The organism is Acerihabitans sp. TG2 (assembly GCF_035013185.1).
Classification (GTDB): domain Bacteria; phylum Pseudomonadota; class Gammaproteobacteria; order Enterobacterales; family Enterobacteriaceae; genus Acerihabitans.
In genome coordinates, this window is record NZ_JAYGJO010000024.1 from 44194 (window position 1) to 61448 (window position 17255).

Annotated in this window: 15 protein-coding genes and 1 pseudogene; 6 read left to right on the forward strand and 10 right to left on the reverse strand. The window is 50.4% G+C overall.

Annotation, left to right across the window (positions count from 1 at the left end; translation table 11 throughout):
• Window positions 1-141: 141 nt before the first annotated feature.
• Entirely contained in the window at window positions 142-870 is a 729-nt protein-coding gene (locus SJI19_RS18600) for a GNAT family protein (protein ID WP_323479760.1), read from the reverse strand.
• 516 nt (window positions 871-1386) lie between these two features.
• On the opposite strand from SJI19_RS18600, the gene galR reads away from it, so the two are divergent.
• On the forward strand, window positions 1387-2397 hold the full coding sequence (gene galR, locus SJI19_RS18605) for an HTH-type transcriptional regulator GalR (RefSeq protein WP_323479761.1): 1011 nt from the start codon (window positions 1387-1389) through the stop codon (window positions 2395-2397).
• A 62-nt stretch (window positions 2398-2459) separates the two neighbouring features.
• On the opposite strand, the gene lysA is transcribed toward galR, so the two are convergent.
• On the reverse strand, window positions 2460-3740 hold the full coding sequence (gene lysA / locus SJI19_RS18610) for a diaminopimelate decarboxylase (RefSeq protein ID WP_323479762.1): 1281 nt from the start codon (window positions 3738-3740) through the stop codon (window positions 2460-2462).
• 132 nt (window positions 3741-3872) lie between these two features.
• Between lysA and SJI19_RS18615 the strand changes: the two genes are divergently transcribed.
• Complete coding sequence (locus SJI19_RS18615; protein WP_323479763.1) at window positions 3873-4826, forward strand: LysR family transcriptional regulator; 954 nt, start codon at window positions 3873-3875, stop codon at window positions 4824-4826.
• A gap of 47 nt (window positions 4827-4873) precedes the next feature.
• Here SJI19_RS18615 and SJI19_RS18620 read toward each other — a convergent pair whose 3' ends face one another.
• On the reverse strand, window positions 4874-5632 hold the full coding sequence (locus SJI19_RS18620; RefSeq protein WP_323479764.1) for a tetratricopeptide repeat protein: 759 nt from the start codon (window positions 5630-5632) through the stop codon (window positions 4874-4876).
• A gap of 376 nt (window positions 5633-6008) precedes the next feature.
• Between SJI19_RS18620 and SJI19_RS18625 the strand changes: the two genes are divergently transcribed.
• Window positions 6009-7601 (forward strand): hypothetical protein, encoded by a 1593-nt coding sequence (locus SJI19_RS18625; protein ID WP_323479765.1) that lies wholly within the window; start codon window positions 6009-6011, stop codon window positions 7599-7601.
• 54 nt (window positions 7602-7655) lie between these two features.
• On the opposite strand, the gene SJI19_RS18630 is transcribed toward SJI19_RS18625, so the two are convergent.
• Window positions 7656-8687, reverse strand: coding sequence for an NAD(P)H-quinone oxidoreductase (locus tag SJI19_RS18630; protein WP_323479766.1), 1032 nt, complete (start codon window positions 8685-8687; stop codon window positions 7656-7658).
• A gap of 482 nt (window positions 8688-9169) precedes the next feature.
• Here SJI19_RS18630 and SJI19_RS18635 point away from each other — a divergent pair, with 482 nt between their 5' ends.
• Complete coding sequence (locus SJI19_RS18635; RefSeq protein ID WP_323479767.1) at window positions 9170-9886, forward strand: GNAT family protein; 717 nt, start codon at window positions 9170-9172, stop codon at window positions 9884-9886.
• A 6-nt stretch (window positions 9887-9892) separates the two neighbouring features.
• Window positions 9893-10051, forward strand: a pseudogene (locus SJI19_RS18640) (bile acid:sodium symporter); the annotation flags it as partial.
• Between the two features lie 15 nt (window positions 10052-10066).
• On the opposite strand, the gene SJI19_RS18645 reads toward SJI19_RS18640, so the two are convergent.
• From SJI19_RS18645 to SJI19_RS18660, 4 genes are all read right to left on the reverse strand, one after another.
• Window positions 10067-11350, reverse strand: coding sequence for a Gfo/Idh/MocA family oxidoreductase (locus SJI19_RS18645; protein ID WP_323479768.1), 1284 nt, complete (start codon window positions 11348-11350; stop codon window positions 10067-10069).
• An 18-nt stretch (window positions 11351-11368) separates the two neighbouring features.
• The gene (ompC, locus tag SJI19_RS18650) at window positions 11369-12472 is read right to left on the reverse strand and encodes a porin OmpC (protein ID WP_323479769.1); all 1104 of its coding nucleotides are present in this window, start codon (window positions 12470-12472) and stop codon (window positions 11369-11371) included.
• Between the two features lie 93 nt (window positions 12473-12565).
• The gene (locus SJI19_RS18655; protein WP_323479797.1) at window positions 12566-13708 is read right to left on the reverse strand and encodes a glycoside hydrolase family 88/105 protein; all 1143 of its coding nucleotides are present in this window, start codon (window positions 13706-13708) and stop codon (window positions 12566-12568) included.
• 29 nt (window positions 13709-13737) lie between these two features.
• Window positions 13738-15300 carry an MFS transporter gene (locus SJI19_RS18660; protein WP_323479770.1) on the reverse strand — a complete coding sequence of 521 codons (1563 nt, stop codon included), beginning with the start codon at window positions 15298-15300 and terminating at the stop codon, window positions 13738-13740.
• Window positions 15301-15629: 329 nt separating this feature from the next.
• On the opposite strand from SJI19_RS18660, the gene SJI19_RS18665 reads away from it, so the two are divergent.
• Window positions 15630-16184 carry a DJ-1/PfpI family protein gene (locus SJI19_RS18665; protein ID WP_323479771.1) on the forward strand — a complete coding sequence of 185 codons (555 nt, stop codon included), beginning with the start codon at window positions 15630-15632 and terminating at the stop codon, window positions 16182-16184.
• Between the two features lie 120 nt (window positions 16185-16304).
• On the opposite strand, the gene SJI19_RS18670 is transcribed toward SJI19_RS18665, so the two are convergent.
• The gene (locus SJI19_RS18670) at window positions 16305-16850 is read right to left on the reverse strand and encodes a YfaZ family outer membrane protein (RefSeq protein WP_323479772.1); all 546 of its coding nucleotides are present in this window, start codon (window positions 16848-16850) and stop codon (window positions 16305-16307) included.
• A gap of 115 nt (window positions 16851-16965) precedes the next feature.
• The gene (locus SJI19_RS18675) at window positions 16966-17142 is read right to left on the reverse strand and encodes a DUF3606 domain-containing protein (protein WP_323479773.1); all 177 of its coding nucleotides are present in this window, start codon (window positions 17140-17142) and stop codon (window positions 16966-16968) included.
• Between the last annotated feature and the right edge of the window lie 113 nt (window positions 17143-17255).

The window sequence follows — 17255 nt, forward strand, 5'->3', positions numbered from 1 at the left end:
CGTAATTCTAGCAGGTTACACAATGTTAACTTGCGCCCTGATCCACAGCAGCGCCAGTCATTACCCAGGGGCACTCGACGATCGGGCCAAACAGGTGATCGCGCCCAGGGCCTAGGCGCGGCCATAGTGGAATAGGCACCATCAGGACTTCGCGATGGATTGCTGCATAAATACCGCCAACGGCCGGCGTTGTTGTCCCTTGAGATCGAAATTTCCTTGCGCCAGCCAGCCGCGCAGACCACGGGCGAGAGCCGCCCATTCGCTATCGATGATGGAATACCAGCAGGTATCCCGGTTATGCCCTTTGACCACTACCGCCTGGCGGAAGGTTCCTTCATACTGAAAACCGAGGCGTTTTGCCGCCTGGTTGGACGCCATATTCAAGCTGTGGCATTTCCATTCGCAGCGGCGGTAGCCCAGGGTGTCAAAGGTATAGCCCAGCAGCAGATAGATGGCCTCGGTGCCGAGAACGGAACGCTTCATCAGCGGAGACCAGTTGACCCAGCCGATTTCCAGTACGCCGCTGCCCGCATCAATGCGCATCAGCGCCACCGATCCCACCGCCAGATCGGTGGCACGATCGATAACGGCGAAATGCAGCGGGTCGCGGGAGGCGGCATTAGCGGCAACCAGGGCATCACACTGTTGCTGATTTTCAGGACGGGGGCGGGAAAAGTAGGTCCAGTCACGGCCATCGTCGATACGGTGCCAAGCGGCAAACAATGCCGGGCTGTGCGCCAGAGATAACGGTTCCAGGCGACAAAAATGCCCCGTCATGGTGACTTTTTGCGCCTGAGGGCGCGGTTGCCAGCCCGGCAACGCCGTGCCGATGGGTTGTTCATATTGATTAACCGGAGTCGGTTTGTTCATTGCGTTATCCCCATGACGAAGGGCAATGGGAATTGGGAGTATTCCCATCACCTTCAGAGCGGCAAGTTTACCATGGGATAAATCACGATGGCGTGCAATCCAGGATCTCCACCCAAAAAAAAACCTACGCATCCGCGTAGGTTGGTGCAACTGAAATGGGTTCAACACACAAAGTGTGCTGATTTCTCACCAATCAATACCTCTGGGATCACCTACTCTATAGACGGTGACATGATTAAACCACCGCATATTCGCAAGATAACCGTTCGAAATGAAACCAACTGTAAATTTTAGCCCATGTTCAATTCTGGGCAGCATCTTAACTGACTTGTTCAGGCAGTTCATCGCATTCAGCTCAGGTTATGACGAGGCGAGTGCCTAGCATAAAATTTTAATGCTATTTCGCAATTATACCGAACCGATCGTCAAACCTGTGCGCCAGCGCCTTGCATCGCATGGGCTTTTCCGTAAAATTTGCCAATGTAACCGATTACCCTAAGAGAGCTTAAAAGCGATATGGCCACCATAAAGGATGTAGCTAAATTGGCGGGGGTGTCTGTCGCCACAGTATCTCGCGTTATTAATAATTCACCTAAAGCCAGCGTCAGTTCACGTCAGGCGGTGCTGAGCGCCATGGAGGAACTGCAATACCACCCCAACGCCAATGCCCGTGCGCTGGCGCAGCAATCCACAGAAACTCTGGGACTGATTGTGGCGGATGTGTCCGATCCATTTTTCGGCGCCATGGTCAAGGCGGTGGAACAGGTGGCTTACCGCACGGGTAACTTTTTACTGATTGGTAACGGTTATCATATCCTCGATAAAGAGCGCCAGGCGATTGAGCAACTGATCCGCCATCGTTGCGCGGCACTGGTGGTGCATGCGCAGATGATTCCCGAGCCGGAACTGAATGCGCTGATGGCGCATATTCCCGGCATGGTGCTGATTAACCGTATTTTACCCGAGTATGCCAATCGTTGTGTCGCGCTTGACGATCGTTATGGCGCCTGGCTGGCGACCCGCCATTTGATTCAGCAGGGCCACCAGCGCATCGCCTGTATCTGTTCAAGCCACCCTATTCCTGACAGTACCGACCGGTTGCAGGGATATCTGGACGGACTGAAGGATCATAATATTGCGGTGGACGATAAGTTGATTGCCTACGGGGAACCGGATGAAGTGGGAGGCGAACAGGCCATGACCGACCTATTAGGACGCGGCAGGAATTTCACCGGTATTGCCTGTTACAACGACTCTATGGCCGCCGGTGCGCTGGCGGTGCTGAGCGACAACGGTATCGAGGTGCCGGAAGAGATTTCGCTGGTCGGTTTTGACGACGTGCTGATTTCCCGCTACCTTCGCCCGCGCCTGACCACCATACGTTATCCGGTGGTGGCCATGGCCAACCAGGCGGCGCGCCTGGCGCTGGCGCTGGCCAACGGCGATCCGCTGCCGGAGGTGACGAATACTTTCAGCCCTACCCTGGTGCGCCGCCACTCAGTGGCACCACCACCGTCTGAGTCTTAATCGCCGCCCAGAGAATCGATACTGATTCAAACAGATAACCGTCGAACTCTGGCGCATCGGCGTCAGAAAGGCAGCGTGCCGTCCACCCGTTCCAGCGCCAACAGTTCATCCAGCGTCTGTCGTCGGCGGATCTCCCGTGGTCGCCCCTGTTCAAACAGCACCTCCGGCAACAATGGTCGACTGTTGTAGTTCGACGACATCGACGCACCGTAGGCGCCGGTATCATGAAACACCAGATAATCGCCAACCTGAACGGCAGGCAACGCGCGTGGCGCCATGCCGCCGCCGGCCAGTTGCGTAAACACATCCCCTGATTCACATAGCGGCCCGCCCACCACCGTCTCACGGCTAGTCTGATCCAAAAGCTCGCCACCGTCGGCTGGGATGACCGAAATATGGTGATAACTGCCGTACATGGCCGGACGCATCAGATCGTTAAAACCGGTGTCAACCAACACAAAATGACGCTGCCCCATGTCCTTGACCGCCCTCACCTGCGCCACCAATACGCCGGCCTCCGCCACCAAAAAACGTCCAGGCTCGATTTCCAGCGTCACCGGATGGCCTAGATGACGGCTAATCGTTTGGCGGGCGGCATCCCACAGGCCAAAATAGTGATCGGTATTAATGGCTTCCTCGCCAAACTGATAAGGCACCGACAGGCCGCCGCCGGCCGAAATGGCATGCACATCCTGGCCTGAATCGATAACCTGCCGCACCATTGCCTCACACACCTGGCGCAAATGGTCGTAATCCACGCCTGAGCCGATATGCATATGAATACCGATAAGCCTGAGGTTATAGCGGCGCAATTGTTCAATCGCCAGCGGCAAATCGTCATGCCAAATACCATGCTTGCTATTCTCACCGCCGGTATTGGTTTTCTGGCTGTGACCATGGCCGAACCCCGGATTAATCCGCAGCCAGACACGGTGCCCCGGCGAAAGCTGCCCTAGTTGTTCAAGCATATCCACCGATCCGGCATTGACTGGTATGTCCAATTCCACCACGCGCCGCAGGGTGGGCAGGTCAAACACATCGGCCGTAAAAACAATCTCGTCCGTGTCCGCTCCGGGCCGGTAACCTGCGGCCAAGGCCCGCTCGATTTCGCCGAGGGAAACGGAATCCACCTTAACCCCCTGTTCACGCATCAGTCGCAAGATATGAATATTGGAACAGGCTTTCTGGGCAAAACGGATCACGTCGAATTGACGCAATTGACGAATGCGCTCAACAATGACCTCAGCGTCGTATGCCCACACCGGGCCAGCATAACGCTGGGCCAGCTGAAGCAGATTGGCCGCGTTTAACGCGCCCTGGGTGGTGTACAGATTTTGTGGCATGAACTCTCCGGCGTTTGGCACGGTTAACATGATCATTTCAGCGATTATTAAGCAAAAAAAGCTATTAATAAAATATCTTTTTAACCATCATCTATTCATTTATGATATGGATATACTTCAGCGAGAGTCACTATGGCAGCCATTTCCCTACGTCACATCGATATTTTTCATGCGGTCATGACCACCGGTAACCTGACCGAAGCCGCCATGCTGCTGAAAACCTCGCAGCCTACTGTGAGCCGTGAATTGGCACGGTTAGAGCAACTGCTATGCCTCACGCTGTTCGAGCGGGTCAAGGGCCGGCTTAAGCCGACCGGAGAAGGGTTACGTTTGTTTGAAGAGGTTCAGCGCTCATACTATGGCTTGGACCGCATTATCAGCGCCGCCCATGCCATTCGTGAATTCCGCCAGGCACAACTATCGGTGGCCTGCCTGCCGGTGTTTTCCCAGTCACTGTTGCCGCTGGTGTGTCGGCAATTTTTCCAGCATTTTCCCAGTGTCAGTCTCAACGTGGTGCCACAGGAGTCACCGTTGTTGGAAGAGTGGCTCTCGGCGCAGCGCCACGACATCGGGCTGACGGAAAATACCTTTACCCCGGCGGGCACCGAGCGGGAAACCTTGATGACACTCAACGAAGTGTGTGTATTGCCGAGCGGTCACCCGCTGGCTGAGCGGCCGGTGTTAACCCCGGCGGATTTTGATCGCCGGGCGTATATCAGTTTGTCCGCGACCGACAGTTATCGCCAACTGCTGGATCGACTATTCATGCGCGAAGGCGTCGAGCGAGACATGATCGTCGAAACCCATAGTGCAGCCTCGGTATGTGCCATGGTGCGCGCCGGGGTCGGCATTTCCATCGTCAACCCTCTTACCGCGCTGGATTACGCCGGTAACGGCGTGGTGCTGAAAACCTTCAGCCATCAGGTGCCCTTTACGGTCAGCCTGATCCGGCCGTTGCATCGGCCTCCTTCCGCGCTGATCAGCCATTTTATCGATGACCTGCACAACATCGCCGCCGCCGTCCCCGCCAGACTGGCCAAGGCGATATCGCCAACACGCGGTGCTCAGGCCGCGTCTGGCCAATAACTCAGCGCCGCCGGGTTTCAGCCCACCGACAGTGCCAGGTCGCGGATTTAATGGATTGATACCCGCATAAAATCGCCTCTGGCCTGGACATTCATACCAAATCCGCAATCGCCCTCAACCGTAGCCAGGTGCACCCGATCGGGGCTAAACGACAGATCGACCTGGCATGATGAGCCTGCGTCTTGGCGGTTCTGTCGATAAACTGCCTGACCGGCCGCAATGGGCACCACTGCAGAAAAATTACCCATATTCGGACCATAATATATTCCCATGGCCGGCATATAATAACCGTTGAAGGTTATTTCCCAACGCTCCCCCTGCGGGCGCACCGATACCGCACTCCATACGCCAAAACCGGCATAACGCCAGTAATCGCCCCCAGGGCTGGCGACCGAAGCCGCGTGCAGGCCCGCGAGCGCCGGTTGCAACCGAGCAAGATTGGCCACGCTTTTACTGTTATCAGGTGCCAGGGCGAGCCAGGCTCGCGCTTTTAACGGCTCATTGCCGCCCATTAATGCTAGCGCGATATTATTATAAGCCATAGCAATCGACTGTCGGGGCAAACGGCAAAACTCACTCCAGGCAGCCTGGGCGGTATACTCGTCAACGGCACTGGACCAGTTTTGCTGCCGATATGCTTTATTGCCGGCCAGCGCGAACTGGTTGATTTTGCCACAATCGGTTTCGATCTGCCGATCTTTGGGCGTCATGTCGTTTACCGTGATACCGACCGCGTCGCCGGTTGCGTGGCAACAGACGCTATACGTGGTAACGGCAACAACCCATGCTGTCAGTTTCCAATTCATACCAGACCCACCGGCTAAGGGTTCACAACTCATTAGAGAAAATGATAATGAAGCTCCGCAAGCAATAAGTAAAGACACTATGAGCCACAAACCGGGCACCTATCCGCACGCCAGACAATCTGAGCCAATGCTAATTTCGGCAACAGCAATCATGTCACCCGATAACATAAAAACGATATACTCTGTTTAGTTTAATAAATATTTACCGCCACAATGAAACAGCATTATTAAATTACTATTTTATCTGGCACGAGATATATTAATTTTCCATCAACTGATTATTGTCGGATGAATATTTACCTTAGCATCATAACTTATCCATATTCTGCTTAATATCAAAACCAAATAGATATCTTTTCCTTACTGGAGCACAGCTATGAAAAGAAGACAATTTATAAAAGGCGCCGCAGTCCTGGGATTGGCCACCGGCACCTCGACCACCAGTGCATTAGCGGCAGACGCAACAGCGGCGACCCGTGCATACCCAGCGGATGTGCCAGTGCCAATTGCCGCGGCGGTGGCGCGTTTTCGACAAACCATTCCGGCTCATTTCGATAAAACCTATGTTGATAATGCCGTTATTCCTTTTTTTCTAACCAGCCTCTATGAGGGAGAAAGGCCACTGTTGCCTATTATTGATGTTGCATTGAGTAAGGAAAATGCGCTGCCACACGATTTGTGGGGGTTGATTTATAAAGACTGGCGCCCTACACCGGAAGAAGGCAGCACGGTATTTCTGCAAGGTCTGGAAAAACGTGGCGACGATAATTTGCGTAAGCGTATCTACTTCGCTGCCGTCACCCCGGATCTTTATAAACCGATGTATCAGGAAAAGGTGGTGGCGTTCTTTGACCGCATATTAGACAAAAAATATGCCAACAAACCCTTTATGCGCCACTATCTCGATTACTATTTTGATATTTATTGGGATTTACATTTAGGGGTAAACGGTGATGCCATCCCGCCGCAGGTCCGGGAAATCGGTGAAGCCTTTAATACTGTCCTGGCATACCGTAATCCACTGGATCCCATGGTGTATGAAAATTACATGAAGGTACGACAACATCTTGATTTTCTTAAAAAATGGATTGATGACCGCGTCAGTGATATCAATAGCGGCCGCACGCCCCATCCGGAAAAAACCATGGCGTGGTACTGGCTGAAAAACGCCGGTGATGGAACGCATTTTGGGGTTAAAGATATTGTATTTGAATGTTTCCATAATTTTGTTGCCTTTAGTCAATGGGGCAACTCGATTTACGGCATTATGTCACGCTTGAGTGAGCAGGGAGGCGACGCCAAGGTGCGTGATGTGTTCAAGGCCACCATGAGCGGCGACTATGATAACCGCGGTGATGGTGTTTACACGCCCCTGGAACTGCTGGTTATGGAGCTATTTCGTACCATTTCGCCTAACGGCGGCAGTATTTCTTCGGTGGTGGATGCCCGCAACTCAGCCTATGGCGAATCCCCTCACGCACGCTTCGGGCTGCCGTTTGAACGCCATAGTTTTATCGTGACGCCACATGTCACCACCAATAATAACCCAACACTTTGGCACGAACCGGAACAATTTGATCCCGATCGCTACCGAGATGTGCCCACCAGCGCCGACATTACCGAAGAAAAAATACAGGGTATGGGACTGGCCCGCTGCCCGTTTCATATTACCAGCGTGGACGTCAGCGATGGCCGCAACGTCAGCATCACCAACAGCGGTTTTGGCACCGTCTTCGCTACGGTGGAGGGTAAACCCAAGCCGGTGTGCGACTATGCGGGATTTGCCCCCTTTGGTTTTAGCTACCGCCGTTGTCCCGGCGAGCAACTCACCATCCAGGTATTCGAGGATTTTCTGCGTAAGGTTTCGCGCGATAACATCACGTTCTACAAACTCAAGATGGCCACCCATGGACGCGTTCCCATCGGTCCAGGCGCGGTCATTAACGATGATATCGGCTTTAAGCGTTAGAGGTTGAAACCGCCCCATCATCACTGTTGGCCGACGGGGCGGCCCTCGCGAATATTACGCTGACAGCAGAGACGTGTAGGCGCGCGTCACCAACATGATTTTGCCAATATGTGTACTGCCTTCCATCAGCGTATGCGCATCGCACGCTTGCTGTAAGGGAAACGTCCGGTCGATCAACGGCGTTATTTTCCCTGCGGCCAACAGCGGCCAGACCTGCTGCTCCAACTCCGTGGCAATAAGGGCTTTTTCCGCCACCGTGCGTGGCCGCAGGGTCGAGCCGGTATGGGTTAGCCGTTTAGCCAACATCAGCATCAGATTCAATTCCTTCGCCGGACCGTTTTGCACCCCAATTTGCACAATCCTGCCATCTGTCGCCGCCGCCGCGTAGTTGCGCGCCACATACTCGCCGGCAATCAAATCGACAATCACATCCGCACCATGCCCGTCGGTAAGACGCTGAATTTCTGCGACAAAATCTTGCGTACGGTAGTTAATCGCGCCATCGGCGCCCAATTTCAGCACCGCCGCACATTTTTCATCAGATCCGACGGTGGCGAACACCCTGGCACCAAACGCTTTTGCCAGCATAATGGTCACCGAACCGATGCCGGAGGTTCCACCGTGGACCAGCACAATGTCCCCCGACCGCAGTTTGCCGCGCTGAAAAACATTGGTCCAGACGGTAAAAAATGTCTCGGGCAGCGCCGCCGCCTGCAACAGGGATAACCCCTGCGGCACCGGGAGTGCATTGGTTTCATGCACCACGCAATACTCTGCATAGCCACCACCGGCAATCAGCGCACACACCGCATCACCAACGGCGTAGCGACTTACCTCTGCGCCCAGAGCCACCACCTCCCCCGCCACTTCCAGGCCCGGCAGCGCCGAGGCGCCGGCCGGAGGCGGATAAACGCCTTTTCGTTGCAGTACATCCGGACGATTGACCCCCGCCGCCGCAACTTTAATCAGTACATAACCAGCATCCGGACGGGGTACGGGTACCTCGACCATAACCAGTTGCTCAGGACCACCGGACTGTTTGATGGCAATAGCGTGCATCGAAGCAGGAATGACGGATGAATTCATCGCTGTTGTCCTATGTTAAAGGGTAAAACCAGATTAATAAGCATATACCCTTAGTCAACATATTCATTTAACAAAAACGGTGGTTCCCCGCGCCAGTTAACCACAGGCAGCGGTAAAAATAGTGAACACGATACAAATGATGTAAGAATCGAAGCAAGCTAGTATCATTTATAATGCATTACACTGCACATAAAACCCAACTTAGCTAACCAAACCATTAATAGACTGAATAGTATAGGTATTTAACCAAACATGTATCGCTATACCGGTTGCATGTGGGATATCAGGTGCGTATTCTCGACAATATTCCTATTTGGGTTATCCCGTGGCCACCCTAATAGCGTGGGTGGCAGAGTTTACCTGTTTGCCTCCGGGAAAAGGTGTTGGGCTGAGACAAATCCAGCCAAATAAATCAACGTAAAATGGTTTTCTGGATGCCTTGCGTATATTTTATAAATTTAAACACAAAGGTATGGTTTACAATGACAGAATTAAATATTTACGGACAAGCATTGGGTAAATCATTACCCGACTGGCAAACGCGACCACTCCCGCAAAAAGTTGTCCTTAAAGGAGACTATTGTCGGCTTGAGCCGATTGACATCAAGCATAGCCAGGATTTATTTGATGCCTGGCACAGTATCGATGACGAACGTGACTGGACGTACTTTCACATTAAAAGGCCCATCACTATTAGGCAGTGTGATCACTACATTGCCTCGCTCGCCACCAGTAATGATCCTCTTTTTTATGCTGTGATTGCTATTTCAACCGGCAAAGCGGTGGGTTTCATGGCGTTGCAACGTATAGACCCGAATAACGGGGCGCTAGAGATAGGGTGGATTAACTGGTCACCGTTGATGAAACGGACCTTATGTAGCACCGAGGCAATACTTCTGTTGCTGTCTTATACCTTGGATACTTTGCAATACAGACGATGTGGTTGGAAATGTGACAGTCTGCATCAAGCGGCAATCAACGCAGCACAACGACTGGGATTTCAATATGAAGGAACGCTTAGGCAAACACAGGTTTCCAAGGGACACAGTCGTGACATCCGCTGGTATTCCATTATCGATAACGAGTGGCCAGAGATCCGTCAGGCCATGCAACATTGGCTAAGTCCGCTTAATCTAGACGACCGGGGTATGCAAAAACGCAAACTGGCCGAGTTTATGCCCCCAACAGCAGGCAGTTAACACAAGCAAAACTCCGGACTGGCCGCCACTTTGGGCAAGATCTATTTCTCGCCGTTGGCGGCCCTGCCCGGTGCGCTATTTTCAGTATGGCACAATCTATCAGGCTCACTGCTAGCGGGTTACTGGTCAGCACGCCCCATAACCAAGGCTACAACAAAACCGTAACCCGTGTGTTAGCACTTACCCCCGAGTTACCTCAAATTCATTAATATTGACCGGCGCCTGGCGCTGCATGGATATATTGGCCGCCACGCCGGTCAGAATCGACAGGGTCCCAGCCCGGTGGTCAGCCGCACGCTGTAAAGGATCAAAACCCGGTTCACCAAACAGATCGTTTAGCATCACCTTATCCCCCCCGCCGTGGCCACCTTCACCATACGCAACCGGGGCAGACCACGGTTCGGCAAACATCGGATAGACCATAATCTGGCAAGATTCCAATCCCCCCTCATTTTCCCGTTGGCCACCCGCATTGACATAAGAGGTTTCGATAACCTTCATCTCCATACGTCCTTCACTGCCATTAAACACCACGTTAAGCCCTTCCAGCGGCAGGTAGGCATTAAGGGAATAGGTTAACAGCGCTCGGTTTTTATACTTTACCAACACCGACATGGTATCCTCAATACTAATTCCATCACTGAAAACACTTTGATCACGATAATAACCGTCTTCCGACTCTGCGGCTAAATACAGGGCGGTTAATGATTCCGACTGATCAAGATGCAAAGCAAAAGGATCGTTCTCAGCCTGTTTACTCCCCTGGGCGCGGGAATAAAATTGCTCCACACCGCGTGATTCCGCATTTTCCCGCCCATAAAACCGTAACGCGCCTTGGGCATAAACGGTCTGCGGTTCGGTGGCTAACCAAAAGTTCACCAGATCAAAATGATGGGTGGCTTTGTGCACCAGCAATCCGCCACTGTTTCGTTTGTCGCGATGCCAGCGGCGGAAATAGTCCGCGCCATGTTGGGTATTGAGCAACCACTCAAAATGCACCGAATACACATCCCCAATGGTGCGATTCATCAGCAACTCACGGACTTTACTATGATGGGGGGCATAGCGGTAATTAAACGCAACCCGCAAGGATTTACCGGTTTTTTTGATAGTATTAAGAATATTAAGCGCCCGCTCAGCATCAATGGTCATGGGTTTTTCAGTAATAACATCACATCCCAGCTCCATGGCCCTAATGATATAGTGATCATGGGTTCTGTCGATACTCGTGACAATAACCACATCGGGTCGCGCGGTGTTAATCATGGCATCAAATTCCAGCGCGGACCAGGTTGATACTGCTGGATGACCAAATTTTGTGATTATACTGTTAGCATAATTCATTCTCGTCTGATTAGTATCACAAAATGCAACAAATCTAGCACTATTTCGATAATCGCGAGAGATAGCTTCAAGATATAATCCCGATCGACCCCCGGTACCCACCAGAGCATATTTTTTCATCAAGAGCGTCCTCCATCATTAAAAATAATAAATCATCGCAACAGCCAGTATATCATCAACATTGATGCCACTATTTTCGGTAAAGCTATTTTTATCCAACAAGTTAACTTTATATATCACATCAGCTGACATGTTTTTATTAAAGAAATAAGCCCCACCAAAAGCAATGTATTTTAATATTGTTTGATCCCCATATCCCTCAATATTTTTACCATCGGTCTGCAGATAACCAATGATCGGTGCCAAGCCCGAGATAAACTGGTACTGCGCAATCAGTTCCGTGACATGTGCCTGGTTGGCGAAGCCATAAACTGAATGGCTAGAACTACCAAACGGAGTCGCATTATAGGTTTGAGTATAGGTCGCAGCCAGATAGATTTGATTGGCATCATATTTAAGACCGGCACGGTAAGCCTCAGCCTTGTTCCCTCGACCATAGTCAATACTATTCTGCCCATTGGTGCGATCGGACGAGGAAAATGTTGCACCGGCGCTCACACCTGCACCCAAATCATAAATTAACGACATGCCATAACCGTCGCCATTTTGTTGTAACACCCCACGGCTATTGTTGGTTTCACCCGTACCGCCATTTTTGCCCTGATACTGAAAGGCTAATTTAAGTCCTTCGGCCAAACCAAAAAAGTTCTTATTACGATAGGTGAGTAAGCCGGTGGTTCGTTTAAACATAAAATTATCGATACCGTATGCATCACCACCGAATTCGGGTATGACATCGGTCCAGGAACCAATATCATATAACACACCGAAGTTTCGTCCATAGTCCACCGAGCCATATTCACCAAGTCTAAGCCCCGCATAACCTAATCGGGTAACGCTGGTGCTGGTACTACTTTCAGATTGATTAGCATTGATTTGTTGTTCCCATTGGCCGTATCCGGTGATCACATCATTAACCTGTGTTTCGCCCTTAAAACCTAAACGCACATAGGTCTGATCACCATCAATACCCTTATTATCAGAGAACATATGCAATGTATCGACTTTGCCATAAAGTTGAAGTTTATTGCCGTCCTTATTAATAAGTTGCGCTGCCATACTGCCGTTTAACCATACACAAAGGGATAGTGCTAATGTAAAGCCTGTAAATTTATTTTTCATACAAACTCTTATTAAGTAAATAATTATTTTTATAATAACCATCTTGGGGATAGATTATATCCCCAAGGGTATGCCGCATGCAGCGCTATATTATTAGATATAAATATTAAGATATTCTGAAAGACATAAAATCGCCATAGCTTGGCCATAAGGCATTGACGTGAGTGGAATCTGGCGATAATAATCAAGACTGCTGCCCATTGCCGTGCCAAAAGACACATTGGCCAACTCCCCCTCGGGGCTAATATTGGCGATCACACCACGAATCGCTTTTTCCGCCATAGGTAAATACCGGGGATCAACATAGCGCTTGCGTACGGCCTTCAAAATACCATAAGCGAAACCCGCGGTTGCTGATGACTCCAGATAAGAATCGGCATCATCGAGCAACGTATGCCACAATCCACTGTCATCTTGACATGCGGCCAGCGCATCCATTTGGCTTTGGGCAATTTGCAGTAAATAGCGACGGGTTGCATTATGTTCGGGAAGATCCAGCAATTCGATAAACTCGGGGATTGCCACGGTCAGCCAGCTATTGCCACGCGCCCAACGGGCACCGGCGAAGTTATGCTTACCGTCAAATGTCCAACCATGGAACCACAGGCCCGTTTCGCGATCCATCAGATATTGCGTATGCAATAAAAACTGATAAGTGGCCTCTTCGACGAACTCGGGCCGGTTGAGCAATTTGCCTATTTTCGCCAGCGGTAACACGCTCATCATTAACGTGTCATCCCACATTTGCTGATGATTTTCACTGTTATAGACAATATGCTGTAAACCCTGTTTTTCGGTGCGCGGCATTTCATACATGACCCATTGTGCCCAGCGCTCTAAATAGGGGCGCCACTCTGGACGAGGGGTTTCTTCATACAGATAGGCCAACGTCAGGAACGGACACATGGTATTAACGTTTTTGGTTGGGGTTCCTTTCGCCAGGCTGGCGGTGAACCACTTGTCTAAAATGGCCCGCATCTCATTATCCCCAGTTTGGCGATAATATTGATAAATGCCATATAATCCAATGCCGTGCGTCCATTCCCAGCCTGCTGCCCATCCTTTGGTATCAATAACCCGACCATCGTCAAGACGCAGCAAAAATTCGCCAGTGCTGTCTTCGATATTGATCAAATTATCGGTAATTTTGCAAATCAACGCTTTAAGTTCATCCCGTGAAATAAAATGTTCCGGTTGGCGTAATAAAGCACTTTGTTTCACATTGAATACTGTCATCATCTTCCCTTTTTTTACTGAAATATCAATCAAACATGCTTCAACTGAGCCGCTTTTTCCGGCACACCTTTTTCGCGATTTAAATAGCCGATATTATTATTTCCCCAAAGTGACTCATATTTCATGCCAGCCAGCATTTCAACGGTTGCCCGGGCTTCAGGAGTAATATCCTGTGGAACCGTCTGATTGGCCGCACGCATTTTATGAATTTCTTCTTGCAATACACCATGGGTTTTCAGGTTAAGCTTGAAGCGCAGAGAAATATAAAAACCGATACACAGCACCACCAGCGTCCCGATACAAAGAACACCTAAAATCGTGTGTTTAACCGCCATCGTTTGCATGCTTTGCCCGGAAACAAAACCGGACAGTTGTAATACGATCCCGACCAACATCACGGCGCCAGCCTGCGATGCTTTGCGCGTCAGAGTCATAATCCCGGCAAAAACACCCTCGCGCCGTTGCGCGGTGATCGCCTCATCAACATCGGCAATATAGGTATAAATATTCCATGGGACATAGTTGATGCCGCCCCGACCCAAGCCGGCGATAGCCGAGATAACCATCAAGAGTAGGAAATTGTAATCGAGACTTAAATAATACAAAGTGCCATAAGAGATAACTGCAATGCCGAACAGCGTTACCACCAAACGATAGGATGGCGCAGGCCCAAGGCGAATACACAGTGGGATCATGCACAGCACGGCAACCAGTTGGAGAATCGACATCACGCCCATGAGTTGTGATGCTACCGTCGCACTTTGCATCAGGACAAACACCACATAATAGGTGAATACCGCGTTAAAAATGTCCTGTGCGATATAACCGCCCAGATACAGCCCCAGATGTTGCCGGAAAATTCGGATACGGAAGGTTGAAGACAGCTCTATATGCAACCGTTTGAGGCTTTGCATTAATGTTAACTGTTGTTTTTCCCGTTCAAGCTTAAGTACGGCTTGTGACTTGAGTTCCGCAGGCCGTTCCCAGGTGAACAGATAGACCAGAGTCAACGTAATGGCGCACAGGGTTGAAAACACCAGGCTGGCATAAAAAAAGGAAATCGGATTATCCTTACCAAAATGAGTCAACAATATGCCAGGTAAAAACGCCGCCAGGATGGCCGAGGTTTGTGCCAGTGCAATACGGGCACCGGAAAATTTCGCTTTCTGCTTAAAATCATCGGTCATTTCCGGTACCAATGTTTCATAAGGCACCAGTATCATGGTGTAAACCGAATCAAATAATAAATAAGTGATCAGGTAATACCAAAACTGCATATCCCCCATCCACATCAGACTGTAGCTAAATACGCAGGGAATACCTAACAAGATAAAAAACTTGCGACGGCCAAAATGCCTGCCGAGCCAGGTATTGCCAAAATTATCCGTCAAATATCCCATTAACGGACTGAGCACCGCATCCAACACCCGCGCCGAGAAAAAGATAAACGTGGCTTCTATTGCGGTTAATCCGCAGAAGGTGGTGTAAAAATAAAGGAGCCACGCTGAGGTAAGGGCCGTGGTACCAGCCCCCAAAAAGTCACCTGAGCCATAGGCTAGATAATTGTGTAATCGTATTGTACGTTTTTTCATGGTTTATCTGCCAATAGTTGAACCATTAGAGACATGCTCAAGCACGCATCTCACCCTTCACTCTATGGCTCACGATATCGCGGCAACTCAACAAAAACATGCCGGGTTTTGCCACCATTAATCATAATATGGCAATAGCGCAAAGAATTAGCCGATCAAATTCAAAGTTATGAAAGATTGGTTTATAAAAAAAGAAATTATGTTTTATTAATGATATGGTTTTTCCAACACGTAACAAAATAGAGGCCCCCATGACGTCCGACGTCGGTGGGTCAGGTTCTTGATGTGCCGGATAACGAAAATTCATATCGTAGATGAGGAGTGTAGTGATGAGCAAAGCAGCGGTACTGCTCGCGCCAGGATTTGAAGAGGCAGAAGCCATTATGACTGTCGATTTGCTGCGACGTCTGGATATTGAGGTTGACACCTTAGCGTGCCAGGACGACATGATGGTGGTGAGTTATCATAATATCGCGATGCTCGCCGACTGCACCTTGTCAAGTGTGCAGACAGCCTTATACGATGCGATCATACTGCCTGGTGGTCCCGACGGTAGCGTTAATCTGGCGGCCAATCCTATGGTGTTAGACTTTATACGGCGGCATGACGCGGCACAACGGTTAATTTGTCCCCTGTGTTCGGCTGGCGCACGGGTATTGGGCGCGCATAACTTATTACGCGGGCGTCATTATGTCTGCTCTGGGGATCTCTATCAGCAGGTGACCGACGGCATCTATATTGACCAGCCGGTGGTGGAAGACGGCAATTTGATTAGCGGCAAAGGGCTGGGCGTGGCATTCGATTTTGCCGCGGCTATCGCCTATCGTCTCACCGGTGAACAGGAAAAGATCGATTTTCAACTTCGTCATATTGATTATAAATAAAACAAAGATAAACAATGCATTAATAATAAATTAGCGTTGCTATCAATAAGCCGCCAAGCGGCTTATTGACCGAGGTGGACCAACGAAACGGATTGATCTCAGTTTCACTGGCGCCAACCATCAAAAGTTAACCGCACCGCCGATATAAGGGCCATCGGCCAGCACACTGTCACGATGACCCTCTTTGCCGTCCAGTGTCATATAACGATAGCCTACGCTTACGGTGACCATGGGGATCGCGGTCAAACGCAAACCCGCATTGGCTTCAGTATAACTCTCAATGCCGCTGGAGAGGGAATCAGGGGAGTAGTAATATTCGCCGTACAGGCCAAACATGCTGCCAACCGGCAGTTGCAGACCGCCACCCAGTGCAGCGGCATATCCGTCATCACCGGCTTTCGGACCCACATACATGCCTTTGCCGCCTAGCGTCAACATCAAGGGATGGAAGGGTATGTTATACCCCAAGCCCAAACCGGCAGCGTCGCCGTTGTCATCGTTATGCGCCCAGTTGCCGCTTAACGCCAGACCCGGGGTGGTAGTACCGAAGCCAAAACCGATGTTGGTGTAGTGCTCGCCAACGTCACCATTGATACTGATGGCATTGGCTGAAGCTGCGACAAAAATCAGGCTGGCGGCAACGCCAGCGGCAAGAATGGTCTTCATGAGTTATCCTGAATCGTTAGACATGGCCGTGGAAAAAATCCACTGACGAAGTTTAACGCATAAGGATGGCAACTGTAATGAGTTTACTGGGTTAAATTATCAGACGGCGCGTTTATTACTTGCCACAATGGGATTTGACGTCCTTGGTCCCGTTGCCTACGGCCCTAATGGCGGCGGAGATTTTTTGTTTGGTTGCCCCTAAGGTGTGCGTCCAGTACTCGACTTCCCAAGGTTCTCTCAGGCTGATAAAGTTTTTATCTTGCGGCTCTTGGAGATGAAGTTTTTCACTCATGTCTGTATGTCCCTGGATATGGGAATAGCCCCACACTAGTTATATATCCATCATGCTTAATCACAACGGATATAATTTAACTATCGGAGCTGGATCATGGCTACGATAAAATA

What these genes read in the sequence shown, in the direction of transcription:
- SJI19_RS18660 (WP_323479770.1), bottom strand. Translation starts at nt 15,300, where the DNA reads ATGAAAAAACGTACAATACGATTACACAATTATCTAGCCTATGGCTCA.
- ompC (WP_323479769.1), bottom strand. Translation starts at nt 12,472, where the DNA reads ATGAAAAATAAATTTACAGGCTTTACATTAGCACTATCCCTTTGTGTA.
- lysA (WP_323479762.1), bottom strand. Translation starts at nt 3,740, where the DNA reads ATGCCACAAAATCTGTACACCACCCAGGGCGCGTTAAACGCGGCCAAT.
- SJI19_RS18675 (WP_323479773.1), bottom strand. Translation starts at nt 17,142, where the DNA reads ATGAGTGAAAAACTTCATCTCCAAGAGCCGCAAGATAAAAACTTTATC.
- SJI19_RS18665 (WP_323479771.1), top strand. Translation starts at nt 15,630, where the DNA reads ATGAGCAAAGCAGCGGTACTGCTCGCGCCAGGATTTGAAGAGGCAGAA.
- SJI19_RS18620 (WP_323479764.1), bottom strand. Translation starts at nt 5,632, where the DNA reads ATGAATTGGAAACTGACAGCATGGGTTGTTGCCGTTACCACGTATAGC.
- SJI19_RS18625 (WP_323479765.1), top strand. Translation starts at nt 6,009, where the DNA reads ATGAAAAGAAGACAATTTATAAAAGGCGCCGCAGTCCTGGGATTGGCC.
- SJI19_RS18630 (WP_323479766.1), bottom strand. Translation starts at nt 8,687, where the DNA reads ATGAATTCATCCGTCATTCCTGCTTCGATGCACGCTATTGCCATCAAA.
- galR (WP_323479761.1), top strand. Translation starts at nt 1,387, where the DNA reads ATGGCCACCATAAAGGATGTAGCTAAATTGGCGGGGGTGTCTGTCGCC.
- SJI19_RS18635 (WP_323479767.1), top strand. Translation starts at nt 9,170, where the DNA reads ATGACAGAATTAAATATTTACGGACAAGCATTGGGTAAATCATTACCC.
- SJI19_RS18645 (WP_323479768.1), bottom strand. Translation starts at nt 11,350, where the DNA reads ATGAAAAAATATGCTCTGGTGGGTACCGGGGGTCGATCGGGATTATAT.
- SJI19_RS18600 (WP_323479760.1), bottom strand. Translation starts at nt 870, where the DNA reads ATGAACAAACCGACTCCGGTTAATCAATATGAACAACCCATCGGCACG.
- SJI19_RS18670 (WP_323479772.1), bottom strand. Translation starts at nt 16,850, where the DNA reads ATGAAGACCATTCTTGCCGCTGGCGTTGCCGCCAGCCTGATTTTTGTC.
- SJI19_RS18615 (WP_323479763.1), top strand. Translation starts at nt 3,873, where the DNA reads ATGGCAGCCATTTCCCTACGTCACATCGATATTTTTCATGCGGTCATG.
- SJI19_RS18655 (WP_323479797.1), bottom strand. Translation starts at nt 13,708, where the DNA reads ATGACAGTATTCAATGTGAAACAAAGTGCTTTATTACGCCAACCGGAA.